This window comes from Nocardia concava NBRC 100430 (assembly GCF_000308815.1).
GTDB lineage: Bacteria > Actinomycetota > Actinomycetes > Mycobacteriales > Mycobacteriaceae > Nocardia > Nocardia concava.
The window spans coordinates 33,091-51,968 of record NZ_BAFX01000200.1 but is presented as its reverse complement, the minus strand read 5'-3'; the positions used below and the strand labels follow the sequence as shown (position 1 = coordinate 51,968).

Here is an 18,878-nt window from a genome sequence, read left to right as displayed (position 1 = left end):
GCGAGCGGCCCTCGCGGAATCACCTGCCGCGCACGATCACGATCGGGCAATCGACGCTGTGCAGCAGGGCATTACTGGTGGATCCCAGCAGCATGCCGGTGAACCCGCCGCGGCCGTGGCTGCCCACGACGAGCAGCTGAGCGTGTTCCGATTCGTCGAGCAGCGACCGAACGGGGCGATCCTTCACGAGGATTCGGCGCACGGGGACGTCGGGATACCGCTCGGCGAATCCGGCCATCTCCTCGCCGAAGGTCGCCCGCTCCTGCTCCTCCAGGGTCTCCCAGCCGGACATCGGCATATAGGGGCCGCTGGTATCGGTCCAGGCGTGCAGGGCGGTCAGGCCGGTCTTGCGCAGCGACGCCTCCTCGAAGGCCAGCTCGAGCGCTCGCAGGCTGTTCTCGGTGCCGTCCACCCCGACCAGCACCGGCTGCCGTGCCGCTACCGGGTCGGCCGCCGCGGTCGAATGGATCACGGCGACAGGGCAATGCGCGTGGTGGGTCACGGCGGAAGTGACCGAACCCAGCAGACCGCGCCGCAGCGCGCCCATGCCGCGACTGCCGAGTACTACCAGCCGGGCGTGCCGCGATTGCGCGATGAGATAGGCGATGATGGGCTCGGTGATGACCTCGGACGAGGTCTCTATCCCTTCGCCGGTCAGCGTCTCGGACGCGATCCGCGTCGCCTCACCCACGATTCGTTCGCCCTCCAGTTCCAGCCACGCGATCTCCTCGGCGTTGAGGACAGCGGTCGGCGGCGGCCCGACCGGCGCGCAGACGGACGTGACGATGCGCAGCCGGCATCCGTGTCGTGCGGCGTCCAGCGCGGCCCAGGCCACGGCCTGATACGAGACGGCAGAGCCGTCCACCGCGACGATGATGGGTGGGTTGGGGTCCTGCTGCGGGGCAGCGTGTTCGGTCATGATCGTCATTCCTCTCGTCGCGGGCGTGCCCGATCAGGACCGGGTGGACGCGAGATCCAGGGGTTCGAGCGGGCGCACCACGTCCGTCAATGGCAGTCGGGGTGTGATGGGTACTTCCTCGGCGCTGGTCGCCGCCCAGCCCATGCGGATGATCAGCTGCGGATAACCGAAGTCGCCCAGTAGATCCCGCCGAATCCGGGTCCGCACACCGGTGACCTCGAGCGGCTCACTCAGCGCGCAGCTCGCCAGGCCGCGCACGGTCGCCTCGAGCAACAGCGCACTGGCGGCCTCCCCGGCCCGCAGCCAGCCGAGCAGATCGTCGGATGCGGTGCACACCAGCAGCATTCGCGCCGATTCCTCGGTGTCGTGCACGACCGCCTCGGGCAAACGCGGATCGCCGAAGGGCCGAACGGTCGGGTCCGTGGCGACTACCGCATTGCGTGCGGGCACGCCCTGCGCACTGGCATGATGACCGCTCCAGGCGGCCAACTCGGCGTTGTACGCGGCATCACCGCGGTGAGTGGTCGCCGCGTCCACGAACGCGCGCAACAGCCGGGCATGCTCACCCGTCGGATCGACCTCGCGGACCTGGACGCCCGGCCTCCCCGCACCGGCGGCCACCACCGCGGACACCTGGGCGGCGGGCATCTCCCACGAGGTGAACCGCCGGCGATCGCTGCGCCGCCGCGAAATCGCCCGCGTCAGCCGGACCGCGGCCGGGTCGGGTTCACCCGGCCGGAACTCCACGGCGGCCAGATGCTTCGGGTCGGCGGGATTCGGGAACCGGTGCACGACCGTCTCCCAGCCGAACGCGCGCAGCGCCACGCGCAGATGATGCAGCGCCGCACCGCAGCTCACCACCAGCTCCCTGCAGTCCGGGTCGGTGTGGGGCAGGCGGCGGCTGTCGTCGGCGTACAGGTGCACGGTGGTGTCCCCGACGCGCCACTGCCAGGGCTGGGTGTTGTGCACCGACGGCGCCCGCACCGCGAGCGCCAGGGCGGCGCGGACGGTGTCGTGATCGGGATGTTTCGACATCACGTGTCCTTCCTCGGATTTCGTGCTCTCAGCATGGCCCGTGCATGGACCGGGGGTGACGGCCGAAAGTCACTGTCCGGCGGGGTCTTCGGCCCGGGATTGCGACGGCCGACGGACCACCAGCACCGGACACCGGGCCATGTGCAGCAACGCGGTGCTCACCGACCCCAGCACCACGCCGGAGAAGCCACTCCGGCCATGGCTGCCGACCACCACGAGCTGCGCGTGCTCGGCCTGTTCGAGCAGCGCGCGCACCGGCGTGTCGAGTGCGACGACCCGCCGCACCCTCACCTCCGGAAACCGCTCGGCATAATCGGCCAGCAGCGACCCCAGCAGCACGTCCTCGCTCTCGCGAACGGCGTCCCAGCCCATCACCGGCACATCGAAACCGGTCGTCTCGCTCCAGGCGCGCACGACGATCAACTCGACCTTCCGCCGCGACGCCTCCGCGAAGGCCAGCTCGAGCGCGGGCTCACTGTTGGCCGAGCCGTCCGTCCCGACCACCACCGGTTCGGCGCGCCCGATCGGATCCGTCTCCGGCACCCCGTGCACGACGGCCACCGGACACAGCGCGTGCCGGGAGAGCGCGGTGCTCACCGACCCCAGCACCGCCCGCCGCAACGCCCCCAGACCACGGTTCCCCACCACGACCATCCGTGCCTTGGCCGAGCGATCGAGCAGCGCGGTCGTGATCATGTCGAAGATCAGCTCGGTGGAGATCGAAATCCCGTCCCCCGGAACCGTGTATCGCGCCATGCGGACGGCGTCGTCCAGTACCTGCTGCCCCTGCGCCCGCAACTCGGCCATGTCCTCGGCGCTCACCGGCGCGGCTCCCCGCCCGATCGGGCTCGCATACGAGGTCACGATGTGTAGCCGACACCCCAGCATCCGCGCCTCCGCGGCCGCCCACGCCACCGCCTGATACGAGATCTCCGACCCGTCCGCCCCGACCACAACCCCGCCGTCGACGTGCTCGTCCTGATCGAAACTCCCTACGGGAACAGCATGTTCTTCCATGGCTTCTCCTGAGTCGGTCATGCCCCGAGCATCCCGCCCGAGGCATCACCGACCCCAGAGAACAATGTCACCACCGTTCGGGTCCTCCGGCGGCCATTGCCGTGTACCTCGACCATTCGACCCTGCGGAAGGCGACCGCATCGCCTCCGCTAATCTCCAATTCTCAACGACTATTTCGGTCCGACCGGAAGGCAGTTCCCATGGCGCGCAAGGTCATCGTGGAGATGGTGGATGACTACGACGGTGAGTCCACGGCGGAGGAGACGGTGTTGTTCACGGTCGACGGCGTGAACTACGAGATCGACCTATCCCCTTCGAATGCGGCGGCATTACGAGCGCTGTTCGAACAGTGGACTCCCTATGCGCGCAAAGTCGGTCGAGCCTCGAAAGCCAAGGCCGCCAGCGGACGCCCGCGCCCGACGGTCAACCGAGAGCAGACCCAGACCATCCGAAACTGGGCCCGCACAAACGGATTCGACGTCTCCAGCCGCGGCCGGATCCCCGCCGCGATCGTGGAGGCGTACAACAAGGCCGCCGCCGCATAGGGCAACCCGCATGACGCCATCTGCCAGCTGATTGACTCTCCGCGCCAACCGGATTCGTGCGTTGACAGGCGGCACGAGGGACCCGGACACTGCATATACAACGATGTAAAATTGCACTGGGTTCGATGAGGAGTGGTCATGGAGCCGCCCTGCCGGAGCTTCGATTTCGAAGGTCACCGTCTCGCCTATGACATCCGCGGCAGCGGCGCGCACAGCATCGTGCTGGTCCCGGGGCTGCTCATGCCCCGGCGGATGCATGAGCGGCTCGCGGATGCGCTGCACCGCAATGGTTTCCGGGTGGTCACGCTGGAGCCGCTGGGCTGGGGAGAGTCCGACAAGCCGCGTGGCTATCAGCACTACTCCATGGGCGGCTATGCCCGGCAGGTGATCGCGCTGCTGGACGAACTCGGAATCGCGCGCACCGTGCTCTTCGGCACCTCGGCCGGGGCCAATATCGCGCTCGCTACCGCCGCACTCGCGCCGGATCGATTGTGCGGCATGATCACCGAGTCACCTGTGCTCGAGCGCGCGGTACCCGCCTGTGCCGCGGTCGGCTTTCCGGCGCTGCTGCTGGGCCGCTACGGTGCGCCCCTGGTGGATGTGCTGGGTCGCGGAGCGGACCGGATACCGCGTCGCCGGGGCGGGCTGCCCGATCTCGGATTGTCTTGGATCGCACAGGATTCGCGAGTCAGCGCGGATGTCGTGCAGGGCATCGTCTACGGCGGGCTGCGGGTGCCGCGTGCCGAGCGCACGGCGATCGCGACGAGAACCCTTGTCATCGGGCATCGCTTCGATCCCATCCATCCGATCGCCGACGACCGGGCACTGGTCCGGGAATTGCGCGATACCCGGTTCCTGCGCTCCAGCTCGATCGTCGAACTGCGTCGTGACCCGCGGCGACTGCTGGGCGAGATCACCGATTTCGCCCGCGCGTGCTGGAGTGCCGATCCCGCCGAAGTAGCCGCGCCCCAGGCTCCTTCCACTCCCCTATGACGGATGTCGCCATCCCGCCCAGAAAGTTGAGCACAACCATGACCGCTGCCGACGAAGACAGCGCGACCCCTGCGGAGCTGCATCCGCTACCCGACCGCGAGGTGGTCATCGTGGGTGCCGGGTTCGGCGGGCTCGGGGCCGCGATTCAGTTGCGCAAGGCCGGATTCCACGACATCGTGCTGCTCGAACAGGCCGATGACCTGGGCGGTACCTGGCGTGACAACACCTATCCGGGCGTGGCCGTGGACGTCACCTCGTTCACGTATTCGTTCTCCTTCGAGATGAACCCCGACTGGTCGCGGGCCTACGCACCCGGGCGAGAGCTCAAGGCATATGCCGACCATTGCGCCGACAAGTACGACCTGCGTCAGCACATCCGATTTCGTACCGAGGTCATCGGGTCGCGGTGGGACGAACAACACGGTCTGTGGCAGGTCGAGCTGGCCGGGGGCGGCACGGTCACCGCCCGCTATCTCGTTGCCGCCGTCGGTATTCTGACCCAGCCCAAGACACCTGACATTCTGGGTCTGGCCGACTTCACCGGGAAGACGCTGCACACCGCGCGCTGGGATCACGACTACGACCTCACCGGTAAGCGGGTCGCGGTCATCGGCACCGGCGCGACCTCGGTGCAACTGGTGCCGGCCATCGCCGGGCGGGTCGCGCACCTCGACGTCTATCAGCGCACGCCGATCTGGGTGGGTCCCAAGCCCGATGCTCGCATCCCGGTGTCGATGCGGCGGGCGTTCCGCCGGGTGCCGGGCATGCAAAAGGGTTTCCGTGCGGTCACCACCGCCGCCACCGAGTCGGTCATGACGCTGGGCATCGTGCACAACAAGCAGATGCCGCTCCTGGTGAAGACCATCGAGCAGGTGTGCCTGGCGAATCTGCGCCGCCAGGTGCCCGATCCGGAGCTGCGGGACAAGCTCACCCCGCGCTACGGGTTCGGGTGCAAGCGGCCCTCGTTCTCCAACGACTACTTCCGGACCTTCACCCGCCCGGATGTGGAACTGGTGACCGAGGGCATCGAGGCGGTCACCGAGACCGGCGTCCGCACCCGCGACGGCGTGCACCGGGAGATCGACACCTTGATCCTGGCAACGGGATTCAAGGTGTTCGAGCGGGGCAACACTCCGCCGTTCCCGATCGTCGGCCGCGGCGAACGGGAACTCGGCCAGTGGTGGGACGAACAGCGCTACCAGTCCTATCAGGGCGCGACCATGCCCGGTTACCCCAATCTGTTCCTCATCGCCGGGCCGTACGGATTCACCGGAGGCTCCTATTTCCAGCTCATCGAGAACCAGTCCCGGCACGTGGTCCGCTGCCTGTCCCACGCGCGCAGTACCGGTGCCGCGGTCGTCGAGGTGAGCGCGCGGGCGCACGCCCGATACTTCGACTACATCCAGCGTCGGCAGCCATCGACGGTGTTCTACAGCAACATCTGCGCGGCGTCGAACAGCTACTACTTCGACAAGCACGGCGACTCCCCCATCCTGCGGCCATCCTCGGCGGTCGAGGCTTGGTGGGACAGCCGGTTCTTCGACCTGCGGGACTACGAGTTCCGTTCGCCCACAGCCCAACCCGCCGTGCGGGCCGCGGCCACAGTCGGGGAGGCGAGCACCTGATGTCCCGCGATCTCGAAACCCATGTGCTCGTCGTCGGCGCGGGCTTCTCCGGGCTCGGTGTCGGAATTCAGCTGCGCCGGCACGGATACGACGATTTCCTGATCGTCGAGCAGACCGGCGATGTCGGCGGCACCTGGCGTGACAACACCTATCCCGGTGTCGCCGTGGACATCACCTCGTTCAACTACTCGTTCTCGTGGGAGCAGAACCCGCACTGGTCGCGGGTGTACGCACCGGGCACCGAGCTCAAGGCGTACGCCGATCACCTGGTGACCAAGTACGAGCTGAAGCGGCACTTGGAATTCCACACCCGGCTCACCGAGGCGCGCTTCGACGAGGACACCCATCTGTGGCGGTTCACCACCGCCGACGGCCGCACCGGCAGCACGCGGTATCTCATCACCGCGGTCGGCGGGCTCACCCAGCCGAAGACACCCGCCATCGAGGGGTTGGACACCTTCGCGGGCAAGACGATGCACACCGCCCGCTGGGACCACGACTACGACCTCACCGGCAAGCGGGTCGCGGTCATCGGCACCGGAGCAACCTCGGTGCAGGTGGTTCCGGCCATCGCCGACCGGGTGGCGCATCTGGAAGTCTTCCAGCGCACGCCGATCTGGGTCGTACCCAAGATCGACATGCCGATTCCCGCGCCGCTGCGCCGGTTGTTCGCGCGCCTGCCGCAGTCCCAATCGGCGGTGCGGCTCACCACCGGCGCGGTCACCGAGCTCGTCATGGTCGTCAGCGCGACCTACGAGAGGCAGTTCCCGGCGCTGCGCAGGGGTATCGAGCGGCTGTGCCGGGCTCATCTGCGGATGCAGGTCCCCGATCCGGTGCTGCGCGCGAAACTCACACCCGCCTACGACTTCTGGTGCAAGCGGCCCACCTTCTCCAACCATTACCTGCGCAGCTTCACGCGGCCGGACGTGGATCTGGTCACCGAGGGCATCGAGTGCGTCACCGAGAGCGGCGTCCGCACCCGTGACGGTGTGCTGCACGAAATCGACGCGCTGATCCTGGCGACCGGATTCAAGGTGTTCGAACGTGGCAACACTCCCCCGTTCCCGGTGTACGGCACCGACGGTGTGGAGCTCGGCCGGTTCTGGCACGAGCAGCGCTATCAGTCCTACGAGGGCGTCAGCGTCCCCCGCTTCCCCAACCTCTTCGCGATCCTGGCCCCCTACTCACTCACCGGTGCTTCGTATTTCGCCATGATCGAGGCGTCCACCACCCACCTGCTGCGGGTCCTGAAGGAGGCCGACCGGCGCGGGGCCACCTATGCCGAGGTCCGCGCGGAGCCGCACGAGGAGTTCTTCGCCGACATTCTGCGCCGCCAGCGCAACACGGTGTTCATGGCCGCCAACTGCGCCGCCTCCAACAGCTACTACTTCGACCATCACGGCGACGCTCCCATGCTGCGCCCCGCGACCGGACCCGAAATGTGGTGGCGTGCACGCCATTTCCCGCTCGATCACTACCGATTCCGCACCCTCGGAGGACTCGCCTCGTGAATTTCGGCCTTTCACTCTCCCCGCGCGAACACGACGCACGCGACCAGCTCGCGTCCTTCCTGCTGAACTCCTGACCAGGAACTCGTCGAGGTCACGGGATTATCTCGCCGGCGTGCCGGGTACTCATCGAGAGGTTGAGTCACCAGCCGATGCCCGGACCGTGTCGGGAGACCGGACACAGTCACGCGGCGAAACCTGTTCGGTTCCTGCTGCTCGGATGAATCGGGATTCTCATGTCGAGAATGTTCTTGGTGTCGAGCCATTCCAGCCACGCGGTGGTGCGCGGCGAACGCGAGCCGCTGGAGGTGATGGTGAGCCGACCGTCGCGGGCGATGACCGTGCTGACGGCGACCGGTGAGGTGGACGGCCGCACGGTGGGCGCCTTGCGGGAGCGCCTGGCCGAGGCCATCGATTCCGAGGCGAACCTGGTGGTCACGGACCTGTCCAGGCTCAGCTTCTTCGGGCTCTGCGGGCTACGCCTCATGCTCGAGGCCGACGACCGCGCTCGCCACCGTGCCAAATCGTTGCGGTGGGTGACCGGGTCCCGCTGCGTCGATCGCGTCATCGAAATCTCCGGCCACGCGGCCGATCTGAGGCCCGCCGCCACGATCAGCGGTGCGTGCAGGTCCGGGCCGCGCACCGCACGCACGACATAGCGGCTCACTCGGGTTCATCACGGGGTGGCAGGACGGGCTCGGCCTGTTCCGGCCACCCCTGCTCGATGCGTCGCCCGCGGGCGAGTTCGGCGTCGAACTGAGCGCCCAGCAGCACGGCGATATTGGTGAGCCACAACCACACCAGGAAGATCACCGCTCCGGCCAGGGAGCCGTACACCTTGTTATAGGAGCCGAAAAAGCTGACGTACAAGGTGAATCCGGCCGAGGCGGCGATCCAGATCAGGACGGCCAGCGCGCTGCCCGGGCTCAGCCAGCGGAAGCCGTACTGCCGCACATTGGGCGAGGCCCAATACAGCAGCGCGATCGCCAGTCCGACGAGCACGACCAGGACCGGCCACTTCGCGATGTCCCACACCCGCACCACGCCCGCACCCCAACCCAGCCAGTGCCCGATCCGCTGCGCCAGCGTGCCCGTCGCGACCACACCCAGCGCGCAAGCGGCGATGAGCAGCACCATCAGTGCGGTCAATCCGAGGCGTAGCGGGACCGTCTTGTAGATCGGGCGGCCCTCGTCGGTGTGATAGATCGAATTCGTCGCCCGCATGAACGCGCCCAGATAGCCCGAGGCCGTCCACAACGCCGACCCCAGGCCGATGATCGCCAGCCAACCCGACAACGACCGCGAACCCTGCAACTGCTCGATGGCATCGACCAATAGCGAGGTGCCGCCGCTCGGCCCGATCTGGCGCACCGTGTCGATCAGCGACCGAGTCGCGTCCGGGCCGAGCAGACCGAGTACGGCGAGCAGCACCACCAGCCCCGGGAAGATCGACAGCACGCTGTAGTAGGTCAACGCCGCCGCCCAGTCGGTGATGTTGTTGGCCCGGAACTCCGTGACCGTCCGCCTGAGCACGCCCCACCAGGATTTCGCTCCCAATTGCGTTGGGCTCTCGGGAATTCCACCACTCGGGGATTGTGCTGCGGTCATGGTCCCACCTCCGGCTCGTGCGCCGACTACCCCGGACCCCGCCGGTCAAACCGCGCGCGGGCCGCGCGGCCCGGCGATCCCGGCAGCGTTTGGGCGTTCGGACCCCGGGTAGGCGAGAGGCAGGTAGGAACCGACCGCGGCGTGCTCAGCCACGGACTCGTCAGGAGAGCGATATAGCGCCGCATCCACCAGCAACCCGGCCGTACCGAAATCGTCGCGTGCGCAGCCTGGTTCGATGCCGAGATGCGCATCGTGCGGCCTCGGCTGGTGGTGTGTCTGGGTAGCGTCGCGGCCAAAGCCCCACTCGGACAGTCGTTTCGCGTCACGACACAACGTGGCCAGTTCGTTTCGCTGCCCGAGTGCCGGGTGATCGCGACCGCGCATCCGTCGGCGGTGCCGCGGGCCCCCGACCGCGCCGAGGCGTACTCCGCGCTGCTCGCGGATCTGAAGACCGCCCGCTCGGGCCTTCGCTGATCGGGCGCATAACCGGAGGTTGAGCGGGTATTGCGGGGGCGGTGAGGAGGTTGTCATGAATCCTGCGGGTGAGAGCGAACCGTATCTGGGGACCGGGCGCGTTCCCGACGAGCCGACGCCGGAGCCGCCACCCGTGCCACCCCCGCCCGCGGCCACGCCGCCCGCGCCGGTCGCACCGTCAGCGCCCGCCACCGGTGTCGAGCGCACCCGGGCGGGTGCGGTCTGGGTGGGGCTCAGTGCGGGCGCGGTCTTCCTGGTGGTGTTGCTGATCTTCGTGGTGCAGAACACCACCGGTGTCCGGCTCGGGTTTCTGGGCTGGCATTTCACACTGCCGATCGGGGTGGCGATTCTGGTCGCCGCGGTGCTCGGGGCCCTGGTGATGGCGGTGGCCGGGGGCGTGCGGATCATCCAGTTGCGGCAGTCCTTCAGCCGATTGGCCCGCAGTCGCGCGGGCGACACCGTCCGCCGGTAGCGGCAGCGTCGCGGTCCGCGTTTAACGTGTCGGTATGGCAGAACGCGTGGTGGTCATCGGCGGAGACGCGGCGGGGATGGCGGCGGCGTCGCAGGCGCGGCGGTTGCGCAGTGCGGCGGAGTTGGAGATCGTGGTGTTCGAGCGGGGGCATTTCACCTCGTATTCGGCCTGCGGGATTCCGTATTGGGTCGGCGGGGAGGTCGACGAGCGGGATGCGCTGATCGCCCGGACGCCCGCCGAACATCGGGCCCGCGATATCGATCTGCGGTTGCGCACCGAGGTGCTCGAGATCGACGTGAGCGGGCAGCGGGTTCGGGCGCACGATCTGGAGACCGGGGACGAAAGCTGGCTCGGCTACGACAAACTCGTGATCGCGACCGGGGCGACGCCGATCCGGCCCCCACTGCCGGGCATCGACGCGGCCGGGGTACACGGGGTACAGACCCTCGACGACGGCCAGGCGTTGATCGACACCCTCGAGGCGATCGAGGGCAGGCGCGCGGTCGTGGTGGGCGCGGGATACATCGGCGTGGAGATGGCCGAGGCACTGATCCACCGCGATTTCCAGGTGACGATGGTCAGCCGGGGCACCGAACCCATGGCCACCCTGGATCCGGATATGGGTGTGCTGATCCGGAAAGCCATGCAGGGTATGGGAATTCAGGTCCATTGCAGTGCCGAGGTGACCGAGATCCGCACCGACGCGCAGGGCCGCGCCACCGCCGTCGTCACCGCCGACGCCGAATATCCGGCGGATGTGGTGGTATTGGGCATCGGCGTGCGGCCGAATACCGATCTCGCCCGTGCCGCCGGGCTGCCGCTGGGCGAATCCGGCGGGCTGCTCACCGATCTGGCGATGCGGGTGCGCGGGCACGACAATATCTGGGCGGGCGGCGACTGCGTGGAGGTTCTCGACCTGATCTCGCGCTCGGAGCGGCATATTCCGCTCGGCACCCACGCCAACAAACACGGCCAGGTCATCGGTTCCGGTGTCGGCGGCGGCTACGCCACCTTCCCCGGTGTGGTCGGCACCGCGGTCAGCAAGGTGTGCGATCTCGAGGTGGCCCGCACCGGTCTGCTCGAACGCGACGCCCGCGCCTGCGGCCTGCAATTCGTGACCGTCATCATCGAATCCACCAGCCGCTCCGGCTATTTCCCGGGTACCGCACCCATGTCGGTGAAGATGATCGCCGAACGCCGCACCGGCCGTCTGCTCGGCGCGCAGATCGTGGGCCGCGAGGGCGCGGGCAAACGCATCGACATCGCCGCGGTCGCGTTGACCGCCGGACTCACCGTGGAGCAGATCGTCGCCCTGGATCTCGGTTACGCCCCACCGTTCTCCCCGGTGTGGGATCCGATTCAGGTGGCGGCCCGCAAGGCGGTGGGAGCGGTCCGAGCGGCCGAGCGGAGCTGACCCCGCGACATGCCGAAGTCTGTTTCGTCCCCTTCGAGGTAGATGTGGCATACGATTCCGGATCGGCATAACGCCTGTTCGGAATCGGTGTCCGCGGAATATCTCACGCTGGGAGAGACGAATGGGTCGGACCAAGGTCGTTCCGGTGCTCGCATGCTGCGCGGCGATGTTCACCGCCATGATGCCGATATCGGGGGCGACGCCCGAAGGCACGGGCGAGGATCCGGCCCCGGCGGACCCGGCTCCCGCGGATCTGGAGACAGCCGTCCGGCGCGATCTCCACATCGAACTGTCGGAGTACATGAATCGGGCCGCGACCGCGCAGCGGCTGGCCGAATTCGAGAAGCTCGCCCGCGCCGCGTATCCGATGGTGTTCGCCGGCGTTCGGATGGACGGGCCGCGGGCGCTGGTGTCGCTGAGCGACGGGACGGGCTTCGACGTGGCCGCGAAGGCGGTGCGGCAGGCCGGGTTCGAGGTGGTGCGGGTCGCCTCCAGCGCCGCGACCCTGCAGCAGCAACGGGAGGCGGTCCGCAAGTGGATCGCCACGCAGCCGCGCGAGACCGCCAATGTGTTCATCGGTGATGCGGTGGACGTCGGGCGCAATACGGTCGTGGTCTACACCTCCGGCACCACCGCGCAGGTGCCGTCCGGTTTGGGCGCGGTCGAACTGGTGGTGGTGGATGAGCCGCAGCCGGGCCCGGGTCTCGATGATCCGGAGATTCCGGTGACCATCGCCGCGCCGGGCGAGCCGTACAAGGGCGGGCAGCCGTTCCGGATCGCCTTCGACGCCACCCGATACGGCAAGTGCTCGCTGGGATTCAATGCCACCGATGCGGCCGGGCATGATGTCGCCATCACCGCCGGGCACTGCGATCCCAACAATCTGGTCGATCCGTCGGCGAAAACGGCTGAGCCGCACAAGATCTACGACTACGCGGACGACAGCCTCGGGGACGAGCTGGGCCATTTCGGAACCTCGGAGTTCGGCCCGCACGACTACTCGATCCTGCAGATCAACGACGATCAGGTGGCCCGATTCCGCAACAACCTGGTCGTCGGCGGCCCGGCCGGGCCCTCCCCCGCGACACCGCCCGGCGGCGGTTCGGTCGGCAGCGCCGCGCTGGTATCGCAGGCCGCCGCCGACACGATCGCCATCGACGGCGTCGCCTCACCCGTCTCCGGAATGCCCGCCTGCAAGTCCGGCGCGATCACCGGATACACCTGCGGCACAGTCGATATGGTCGGCCAGACCTTCAACGAGGGCGGCCTGCCCGGCACGACCCGCAAGGTGAAGGTCGAGGGCTTCTTCTCCGTCTCCACCTGCAGCGTCCAGGGCGACAGCGGCGGCTCCGTCCTCAGCGGCACCAAGGCCCTCGGCCTGGTCAGCGGCGGCACCAGCCAAAACCACCAGTGCGCCGACACCGACATCCTCACCGCCCAGCCGATCGACGCCGTCCTTGCGGCCAACCCCGGCTTGGCCCTCCGCAAGAACTAGCGTTCGGCCGCTCAGGCGTCGGGCAGCCAGTTGCCGTGGAAGCCGTAGGGGACGCGGCGGGGTAGGTGGATGGTGGCGAGCGGCGGGGCGGCTACATCGGTGGCGTCGAGGATGACGAGGTCGCTGCGGTCCTCGGCGGAGTCGTAGACGTAGGTCATGAGATAGCCGTCGCCGCCGGGGGTTTCGTCGGCCGGGGCGAAGGCCGCCTCGTCCGGGATGCGGCCGGGGGCGAATTCGTGTGCGGTGGTGGTGCCGTTGTGCAGGTCGTAGCGCAGCACCGCGCCGCGGCCGCCGCGGGTGGCGGTGGCGTGGCCGAAGCGGGTGTCGAGCCCGGCGAGCCGGTCGTCGTGGCGGGGGAATTCGGCGGCGCGGTCGTCGAGCTGTTCCTCGCGGACGGTGCCGGTGGTCAGGTCGATGGTCCAGCGCCACAGGGTCGCGTTGTCGTCGAAATCGTTCGAGTCGGTGCGCCACATGCTCGGATGCCGCATGACGTGCAGGACGATTCGGCCGGGCTCGTCGTGGGCGTTGAGGGTGTGGAAGACGTAGCAGGGATCGATGGCGAACCAGCGCACCTCGCCGTGCGGGTCGTCGCGGCGCAGCACGCCGAGCCGGGCCTGGTAGTCGTCGCTCCAGCGGAAGGGCAGATTGTCGCCCGACATGGCGGTCTGGAGGTCGAAAAGCACCGGGAGATCCATGAATACGACGTGCTCCGCGCTGAGCAGGAAGTCGTGGTGCATGGTCGGGGCCGGGACGTCGATCGGGCGGCTGATCTCGAGATTGCCCGCGGCGTCGGCCCGGTGGTAGGTCAGGTACGGCTCGAGGAAGTCGTAGCCGAAGAAGTGCAGTTCACCGGTGGTCGGGCAGGTCTTGGGATGCGCCGTCATCGCGGTCTTCAGCTTGCCGTCGAAGTCGTGCGGGCCGAGAGTGTCCAGCTCGCAGGTCAATTCGTACGGGAACGAGGATTCCACCAGCGCGAGGGTGCGCCCGGCGTGCCGGATGACGTGCGTATTCGCCACGCCCGCGGCGAGATCCCGATTGCCCTGGGCGTCGAACATCAGCGCCCCGTCGGTGAAGGTCGTGGTGCGGACCCAGCGATTGCGGTACGACACCGCGCGACCGCCCTCGATCCGCACGCCGTGCACCATGCCGTCCCCGGCGAACCAGTGCTTGGCCGCGGCCTCGTGCGGATTGGGCCCGTTGCGCAGGTACCAGCCGGTGAGTTCCTCGGGAATCGTTCCGGTGCAAGGGAGTTCGTAGGCGGTGACCTCTTCGGTGACCGGTGCGTAGTTGCCGGTGAGATACGGGATGGCCATGATCGATACCTTTTCTCGGTCAGTCCGCCAGCGCGGCGCGCGCCTTGCCCTCGATGTGGGCGACATAGCGGATCGTGAAGACGACGGGAATGACGAAGGCCAGCACCTGCACCGTCGTCCGCAGCCCCGAGGACCCGTGCGCCAGCGCGGTGAGCGCGACGCAGCCGATCACGAAGGCAGCCGTCCACACGGAGGTGAGCACATACGCCGTCCGGATGAACAGCGGCTGGTCCCAGAACTCCTGCGGCGTGGTCTGTTTGGCGATCGGAAGGGTGAACGGGACGCGGATCAGCAGCGAGATCCCCGCGATGAGCGCCAGCACGCCGGAGGAGATCGCGGGCATGTAGGCATGCAGCGCGGTGTCCGGATCGGCGAACGCGAGCACCGTGACCGCCGCGAAGAACACCGCGGACCCGAGATCGATGATCAGCGAATCCCAACCGCGCCCGGCGCGGCGCTGCTGCGCGATCCCGGCCACCGAGATGGCGACCGCGATGAGCGCCGACCACTGCCAGTACTGCGACGGGATCACCGCATAGACGATCCAGGGGGCGAAGGTGCGGAGATACGACACTTCGAGAACTCCTCGGCAACACGACATTCCAGTTCTGACATGTCCAATCCTGAGGCTCCATTCACGACATGTCAATACTGGAATGTAGAGTGATCGGCATGAGTCTCCGGTACGCCCTGCTCGGATTGCTGTCCGAAGGCCCCGCCAGCGGCTATGACCTGCTGCGGACCTTCAAGCATTCGCTGGCCAACATCTGGCCCGCGACGCAGAGCCAGATCTACACCGAGCTCACCAAGCTCGCCGAGGCCCGGCTCATCGAGGTCAGCGATGAGGGCCCGCGCGGCCGCAAGGAGTACACGCTCACCGACACCGGCCTCGACGACCTACGCACCTGGCTCACCACGACACGCCCGAAACGCGCGGTGCGCAATGAAACTCTGCTGCGAGTCTTCTTCCTCGGCGTCACTCCCCCCGCCCACGCCCGCGCCTACCTCACCGAGATCGCCGAGGACGCCGCCCAGGCCCACGCCGATCTGCTCGACCTCGAACGGTCCATCGACTGGGATGACAGCGACCTGTCCCGAAACGGCCACATCGCACTGGAATACGGCAAACGCGCCACCGCGATGAACCGCGATTGGGCCCGCTGGGCCCTGGACCAGCTACCCCCCGCCACCCCCTGACCCACCCACGCTTCATCGAGTGGCACATCCTGGAGGGCAGATTAGGGAGCTTTCGGACAATTGCCCTCCAGGATGTGCCGCTCGGCGATCAGAGGTCAGCCGGCGGTGAGGAGCTTGGCGGTGCCGGTGACGACGGTGTCGGACTGGTCGACCAGGGCGGCGCGGACCTGAACGGGTGAGCCCGAGGAGGGCATCTGGCCTGTGGCGGGGGTGAGTGGGACGGAGGCGGTGTGCTGGGAGCCGTCGCAGGTGATGGAGGTCTGGGTGCCGGTGGCGGCGGGGGCCTCGGCATTGGGGTCGCCGAGCATGGCCTTGATGGCGGCGACGCCCGCGGAGGCCTCGCAGGTGTATTCGACGCCGACCATGGACGGTCCGGCGCCGGAGACGTCGATCGAATTGGCGGCGAAGGCGGTTGCGGCGGCGAGCAATCCCGCGGCACTCAAGGCCGCGAATGCGGTGGCGATGGTCGCGGAGCGGCGGTGTGATCGACTGAGCATGGGTTCGTTCCTCCTGTGTGGCGTTTGGCGGATCGCTGAACACACTGGGAAACACTCGCGGCACTCTGCACTCTGAAGACGCACTGTGCACTCTGAAGACAATGCTGTGGAGACCGCAAGCACCATCCTCGACCGCGCGGGGCCCGAAGTAAAGCAGGCCGAACGAGTTACGCGGGCCGGTCACGCACCGGCCCGCGAATACACGGCTACTCGGCCGCGTCGAGGAGTACCGGCAGGCTGGTGTGGCCGTTGGAGATGAAGCTGCCCAGCGGAGTCAATTCACTTGCGTCCGTGGCCAGCCGCAGGTTCGGGAAACGCTCGAACAGGGCGGGCAGTGCGATGGCCGCCTCCATCCGGGCCAGTGGCGCGCCCAGGCAGTGGTGCGCGCCGTGGCCGAAGGCCAGGTGCTGGTCCTTGGTGGCGCGGTGGATGTCGAAGGCGTCGGTGGTGTCGCCGTGGATCTTCGGGTCGCGGCTCGCGCCCGCGTAGGAGGCCAGGATGGCCTCGCCCTTGGGGATGGTGAACCCGTCGACCTCGATGTCCTCCACCGCGTAGCGCAGCGGCAGGTGCGCGACCGGCGCCTGGTAACGCAGGGTCTCCTCGATGACATCGCTCCAGGACGCCCGTTCGGCGAGCACGTCGGCCAGCTGGTCCGGGTGGGTCAGCAGGGCGACCACGGCCTGGCCCAGCAGGTTGACGGTCGTCTCGTGCCCAGCGTTGATGACGAGCATCAGGGTGGCCACGAGCTCGGCCTCGCTCAGCTGCGAGCCGTCCTCGTCGTCGCGGGCCGCGATCATGGCGGAGGTGATGTCGTCACCCGGGTTGTCGCGGCGGTAGGCGACGAGTTCGCCGATGCGCTCGGCCATTTCGAGGTAGTTGGCCATCGACTCCTCGGCGGTCAGCGAGCCGTCGAAGAAGCCGTCGACGCACTTGTGGATGGCGGCGTCGAGGTGCTCGGGTACCCCCATCAGGCTGGAGATCACGCTGATCGGCACCGGGTAGGCGAACAGCGAGCGCAGATCCACCTGCGAGCCCGCCGGGAGCGTGGCCAGCTCGTCGAGCAGTTCGGCGACGATGGCCTCGATCCGCTCGCGCATGGCGAGGGTGCGGCGGTTGGTGAAAGCCGGGGACACCAGCTTCCGCAGCCGGCGGTGATCGGCGCCGTAGGCGGTGAACATGTTCTCCGCGATCACCCACGGCAGCAGCGGCCAGGTCTCGGTGATCTCGCCGTTCATGAACGCGGTCCAGTGCTGGCGCGGATCCTTGGAGACGCGGGGGTCGGCGAGCAGGCTCTTGAGCACGGCCTGGTCGGTGACCGACCAGGCCGGGACGCCGCCGGGCAGCTCGACCAGGGTGACCGCACCGCGCTCGCGAATCCGCGCGGATTCGGCTTGGATGTCGGTGCCGGTGACATCCAGCACGATCGGGCTGTTGGACATGTGGTGCTCCTTCTACACCGCGCGCAGCGCGGGGCTCAACGGGAATTCGACCGGCAGTGCCACCATGGCGCGGTGGAACGGACCTGGACGCCAGGAGATTTCGTGCTTCGGGACGGCCAGCTCGAGGTCCGGCAGCGCGTCCAGCAACTGGTCGATGGCGGTCTGCGCCACCAGGTAGGCGACCGAGCGGGCCGGGCAGGCGTGCGGGCCCGCGCTCCAGGCCAGATGCGAACGGTTGCCGGTGCGGTCGCCGCCCGCGATCTCGGGATCGTTGTTGCAGGCGGCCAGGCTGATCAGCACCGGCTGATGCGCTGGCAGCCAGGTGGTGTCGATGAGGATCGGCTGGCGCGGGTAGCTGATCGCGAAGTTGGCCATCGGCGGATCGTTGAAGAGGACCTCGTCGAGCGCGTCGCGGGTGGATAGGCTGCCGCCCAGCACATCTCCGCCGAAGCGAGCGTCGGTGAGCATCAGCAGCAGGGTGTTGGAGATGAGGTTCTGCATGGGCTCGATGCCCGCGCCGTAGAAGCTGACCAGCTGGTACAGCATCTCCTCGTCGTTGAGTTGCGTTGGGTGGTGGGCCATTCGGGAGGTGACGTCGTCGCCGGGCTCGGCGCGGCGCAGGGCGATCAGCTCGAGCAGCGCCTCGCCGAGGGTCTGCATGCCCCAGGCCGCGTTGACGGTGTCGAACAGCGCGGCCATGCCGGTGGCCACCCGCTGGCCGATATCGGCGGAGCAGCCGACCAATTGGTTGAGCACCTCGAAGACCAGCGGCAACGCGTACTGCGACACGACATCCGCTTTACCCTCGGCCGCGATCGCCGCGATCAGCGGCTCCGAGAGCTGTTCCACCGTGGAATGCACGGCATGCAAATCGATTCCGTCGATGGCCGCGGTGTACGCCTGCCGGTACCGCAAATGCTCGGCCCCCGCGTTGCGCAGCGCGTTCGGATACCACTGCATCATCGGCCGGATCGGCGAATCCTCCGGAATCCCCTCCTGCCACACCCGCGGATCCGCCGGAAAGTGCTCGGGATCATTGAGAATCCGCAGCGCGGTCCGATAGTTCACCACCAGCGTCGCGGGCACTCCGGGTGACAACTCGATCGGCACCATCGCCCCGTGCGTCCTGCGCATCTCCCGATACGCCCCATGCGGATCAGCGGCGAATTCCGGTGTCCCCAGCAGGATCCGAGCCTCTTCGGCCTTCGCGCCCATCACCGGACACCCCGTAGACGCCCCCGAGAACTGCCCCCATGACCCCGTGGTCTCCAAACCGAAACTCCCTATCGAAGAACAGCTTTCACCGACCGATCCGAGTCACCCCGAT

The 18,878-nt window shown here is 68.1% G+C and carries 19 protein-coding genes; 10 read left to right on the top strand and 9 right to left on the bottom strand.

Annotation, left to right across the window (positions count from 1 at the left end):
- Nucleotides 1-19 precede the first annotated feature (19 nt).
- The 3 genes from ON43_RS39435 to ON43_RS39425 form a co-directional block, all read right to left on the bottom strand.
- On the bottom strand, nt 20-919 hold the full coding sequence (locus tag ON43_RS39435) for a universal stress protein (protein ID WP_040815922.1): 900 nt from the start codon (nt 917-919) through the stop codon (nt 20-22).
- Between the two features lie 33 nt (nt 920-952).
- Nucleotides 953-1,954, bottom strand: coding sequence for an Acg family FMN-binding oxidoreductase (locus tag ON43_RS39430; RefSeq protein ID WP_040815886.1), 1,002 nt, complete (start codon nt 1,952-1,954; stop codon nt 953-955).
- Between the two features lie 69 nt (nt 1,955-2,023).
- Nucleotides 2,024-2,992 carry a universal stress protein gene (locus tag ON43_RS39425; RefSeq protein ID WP_245569020.1) on the bottom strand — a complete coding sequence of 323 codons (969 nt, stop codon included), beginning with the start codon at nt 2,990-2,992 and terminating at the stop codon, nt 2,024-2,026.
- A gap of 179 nt (nt 2,993-3,171) precedes the next feature.
- Between ON43_RS39425 and ON43_RS39420 the strand changes: the two genes are divergently transcribed.
- From ON43_RS39420 to ON43_RS39400, 5 genes are all read left to right on the top strand, one after another.
- Entirely contained in the window at nt 3,172-3,516 is a 345-nt protein-coding gene (locus ON43_RS39420) for a histone-like nucleoid-structuring protein Lsr2 (RefSeq protein WP_040815885.1), read from the top strand.
- Nucleotides 3,517-3,654: 138 nt separating this feature from the next.
- Nucleotides 3,655-4,509, top strand: coding sequence for an alpha/beta fold hydrolase (locus tag ON43_RS39415; protein WP_051180037.1), 855 nt, complete (start codon nt 3,655-3,657; stop codon nt 4,507-4,509).
- Between the two features lie 38 nt (nt 4,510-4,547).
- Entirely contained in the window at nt 4,548-6,134 is a 1,587-nt protein-coding gene (locus ON43_RS39410) for a flavin-containing monooxygenase (RefSeq protein WP_051180043.1), read from the top strand.
- Nucleotides 6,134-7,645 (top strand): flavin-containing monooxygenase, encoded by a 1,512-nt coding sequence (locus ON43_RS39405; RefSeq protein ID WP_040815883.1) that lies wholly within the window; start codon nt 6,134-6,136, stop codon nt 7,643-7,645. Before ON43_RS39410 ends, ON43_RS39405 begins: the two co-directional genes overlap by 1 nt.
- Nucleotides 7,646-7,896: 251 nt before the next feature.
- On the top strand, nt 7,897-8,301 hold the full coding sequence (locus ON43_RS39400) for an STAS domain-containing protein (protein ID WP_157514407.1): 405 nt from the start codon (nt 7,897-7,899) through the stop codon (nt 8,299-8,301).
- A 4-nt stretch (nt 8,302-8,305) separates the two neighbouring features.
- Here the strand turns inward: ON43_RS39400 and ON43_RS39395 are convergent, their stop codons facing one another.
- Entirely contained in the window at nt 8,306-9,250 is a 945-nt protein-coding gene (locus tag ON43_RS39395; RefSeq protein ID WP_051180036.1) for a YihY/virulence factor BrkB family protein, read from the bottom strand.
- 183 nt (nt 9,251-9,433) lie between these two features.
- Here ON43_RS39395 and ON43_RS39390 point away from each other — a divergent pair, with 183 nt between their 5' ends.
- The 4 genes from ON43_RS39390 to ON43_RS39375 all read left to right on the top strand — a co-directional run bounded on the left by ON43_RS39390 (nt 9,434) and on the right by ON43_RS39375 (nt 13,105).
- Nucleotides 9,434-9,724, top strand: coding sequence for a uracil-DNA glycosylase family protein (locus ON43_RS39390; RefSeq protein ID WP_083914222.1), 291 nt, complete (start codon nt 9,434-9,436; stop codon nt 9,722-9,724).
- 55 nt (nt 9,725-9,779) lie between these two features.
- Nucleotides 9,780-10,196: a LapA family protein gene (locus ON43_RS39385; RefSeq protein ID WP_051180032.1), complete on the top strand. Its 417-nt coding sequence runs from the start codon at nt 9,780-9,782 to the stop codon at nt 10,194-10,196.
- A 34-nt stretch (nt 10,197-10,230) separates the two neighbouring features.
- Nucleotides 10,231-11,610: an FAD-dependent oxidoreductase gene (locus tag ON43_RS39380; RefSeq protein ID WP_040815880.1), complete on the top strand. Its 1,380-nt coding sequence runs from the start codon at nt 10,231-10,233 to the stop codon at nt 11,608-11,610.
- Nucleotides 11,611-11,731: 121 nt separating this feature from the next.
- Nucleotides 11,732-13,105, top strand: coding sequence for a S1 family peptidase (locus ON43_RS39375; RefSeq protein ID WP_040815879.1), 1,374 nt, complete (start codon nt 11,732-11,734; stop codon nt 13,103-13,105).
- A gap of 11 nt (nt 13,106-13,116) precedes the next feature.
- On the opposite strand, the gene ON43_RS39370 is transcribed toward ON43_RS39375, so the two are convergent.
- Nucleotides 13,117-14,418 carry a carotenoid oxygenase family protein gene (locus ON43_RS39370; RefSeq protein ID WP_040815877.1) on the bottom strand — a complete coding sequence of 434 codons (1,302 nt, stop codon included), beginning with the start codon at nt 14,416-14,418 and terminating at the stop codon, nt 13,117-13,119.
- A 19-nt stretch (nt 14,419-14,437) separates the two neighbouring features.
- Nucleotides 14,438-14,992: a hypothetical protein gene (locus ON43_RS39365; protein WP_051180030.1), complete on the bottom strand. Its 555-nt coding sequence runs from the start codon at nt 14,990-14,992 to the stop codon at nt 14,438-14,440.
- A gap of 98 nt (nt 14,993-15,090) precedes the next feature.
- On the opposite strand from ON43_RS39365, the gene ON43_RS39360 reads away from it, so the two are divergent.
- The gene (locus ON43_RS39360) at nt 15,091-15,615 is read left to right on the top strand and encodes a PadR family transcriptional regulator (protein ID WP_040815875.1); all 525 of its coding nucleotides are present in this window, start codon (nt 15,091-15,093) and stop codon (nt 15,613-15,615) included.
- 95 nt (nt 15,616-15,710) lie between these two features.
- Here ON43_RS39360 and ON43_RS39355 read toward each other — a convergent pair whose 3' ends face one another.
- From ON43_RS39355 to ON43_RS39345, 3 genes are all read right to left on the bottom strand, one after another.
- Nucleotides 15,711-16,112 carry a hypothetical protein gene (locus ON43_RS39355; protein WP_040815874.1) on the bottom strand — a complete coding sequence of 134 codons (402 nt, stop codon included), beginning with the start codon at nt 16,110-16,112 and terminating at the stop codon, nt 15,711-15,713.
- Nucleotides 16,113-16,318: 206 nt separating this feature from the next.
- On the bottom strand, nt 16,319-17,551 hold the full coding sequence (locus ON43_RS39350; RefSeq protein ID WP_040815873.1) for a cytochrome P450 family protein: 1,233 nt from the start codon (nt 17,549-17,551) through the stop codon (nt 16,319-16,321).
- Between the two features lie 12 nt (nt 17,552-17,563).
- The gene (locus ON43_RS39345) at nt 17,564-18,766 is read right to left on the bottom strand and encodes a cytochrome P450 family protein (RefSeq protein WP_040815872.1); all 1,203 of its coding nucleotides are present in this window, start codon (nt 18,764-18,766) and stop codon (nt 17,564-17,566) included.
- Nucleotides 18,767-18,878 lie beyond the last annotated feature (112 nt).

Coding starts and splice junctions, on each gene's coding strand:
- ON43_RS39360 (WP_040815875.1), top strand. CDS start 15,091: ATGAGTCTCCGGTACGCCCTGCTCGGATTGCTGTCCGAAGGCCCCGCC.
- ON43_RS39405 (WP_040815883.1), top strand. CDS start 6,134: ATGTCCCGCGATCTCGAAACCCATGTGCTCGTCGTCGGCGCGGGCTTC.
- ON43_RS39420 (WP_040815885.1), top strand. CDS start 3,172: ATGGCGCGCAAGGTCATCGTGGAGATGGTGGATGACTACGACGGTGAG.
- ON43_RS39425 (WP_245569020.1), bottom strand. CDS start 2,992: ATGACCGACTCAGGAGAAGCCATGGAAGAACATGCTGTTCCCGTAGGG.
- ON43_RS39355 (WP_040815874.1), bottom strand. CDS start 16,112: ATGCTCAGTCGATCACACCGCCGCTCCGCGACCATCGCCACCGCATTC.
- ON43_RS39410 (WP_051180043.1), top strand. CDS start 4,548: ATGACCGCTGCCGACGAAGACAGCGCGACCCCTGCGGAGCTGCATCCG.
- ON43_RS39380 (WP_040815880.1), top strand. CDS start 10,231: ATGGCAGAACGCGTGGTGGTCATCGGCGGAGACGCGGCGGGGATGGCG.
- ON43_RS39395 (WP_051180036.1), bottom strand. CDS start 9,250: ATGACCGCAGCACAATCCCCGAGTGGTGGAATTCCCGAGAGCCCAACG.
- ON43_RS39430 (WP_040815886.1), bottom strand. CDS start 1,954: ATGTCGAAACATCCCGATCACGACACCGTCCGCGCCGCCCTGGCGCTC.
- ON43_RS39350 (WP_040815873.1), bottom strand. CDS start 17,551: ATGTCCAACAGCCCGATCGTGCTGGATGTCACCGGCACCGACATCCAA.
- ON43_RS39375 (WP_040815879.1), top strand. CDS start 11,732: ATGGGTCGGACCAAGGTCGTTCCGGTGCTCGCATGCTGCGCGGCGATG.
- ON43_RS39370 (WP_040815877.1), bottom strand. CDS start 14,418: ATGGCCATCCCGTATCTCACCGGCAACTACGCACCGGTCACCGAAGAG.
- ON43_RS39385 (WP_051180032.1), top strand. CDS start 9,780: ATGAATCCTGCGGGTGAGAGCGAACCGTATCTGGGGACCGGGCGCGTT.
- ON43_RS39435 (WP_040815922.1), bottom strand. CDS start 919: ATGACCGAACACGCTGCCCCGCAGCAGGACCCCAACCCACCCATCATC.
- ON43_RS39415 (WP_051180037.1), top strand. CDS start 3,655: ATGGAGCCGCCCTGCCGGAGCTTCGATTTCGAAGGTCACCGTCTCGCC.
- ON43_RS39345 (WP_040815872.1), bottom strand. CDS start 18,766: ATGGGCGCGAAGGCCGAAGAGGCTCGGATCCTGCTGGGGACACCGGAA.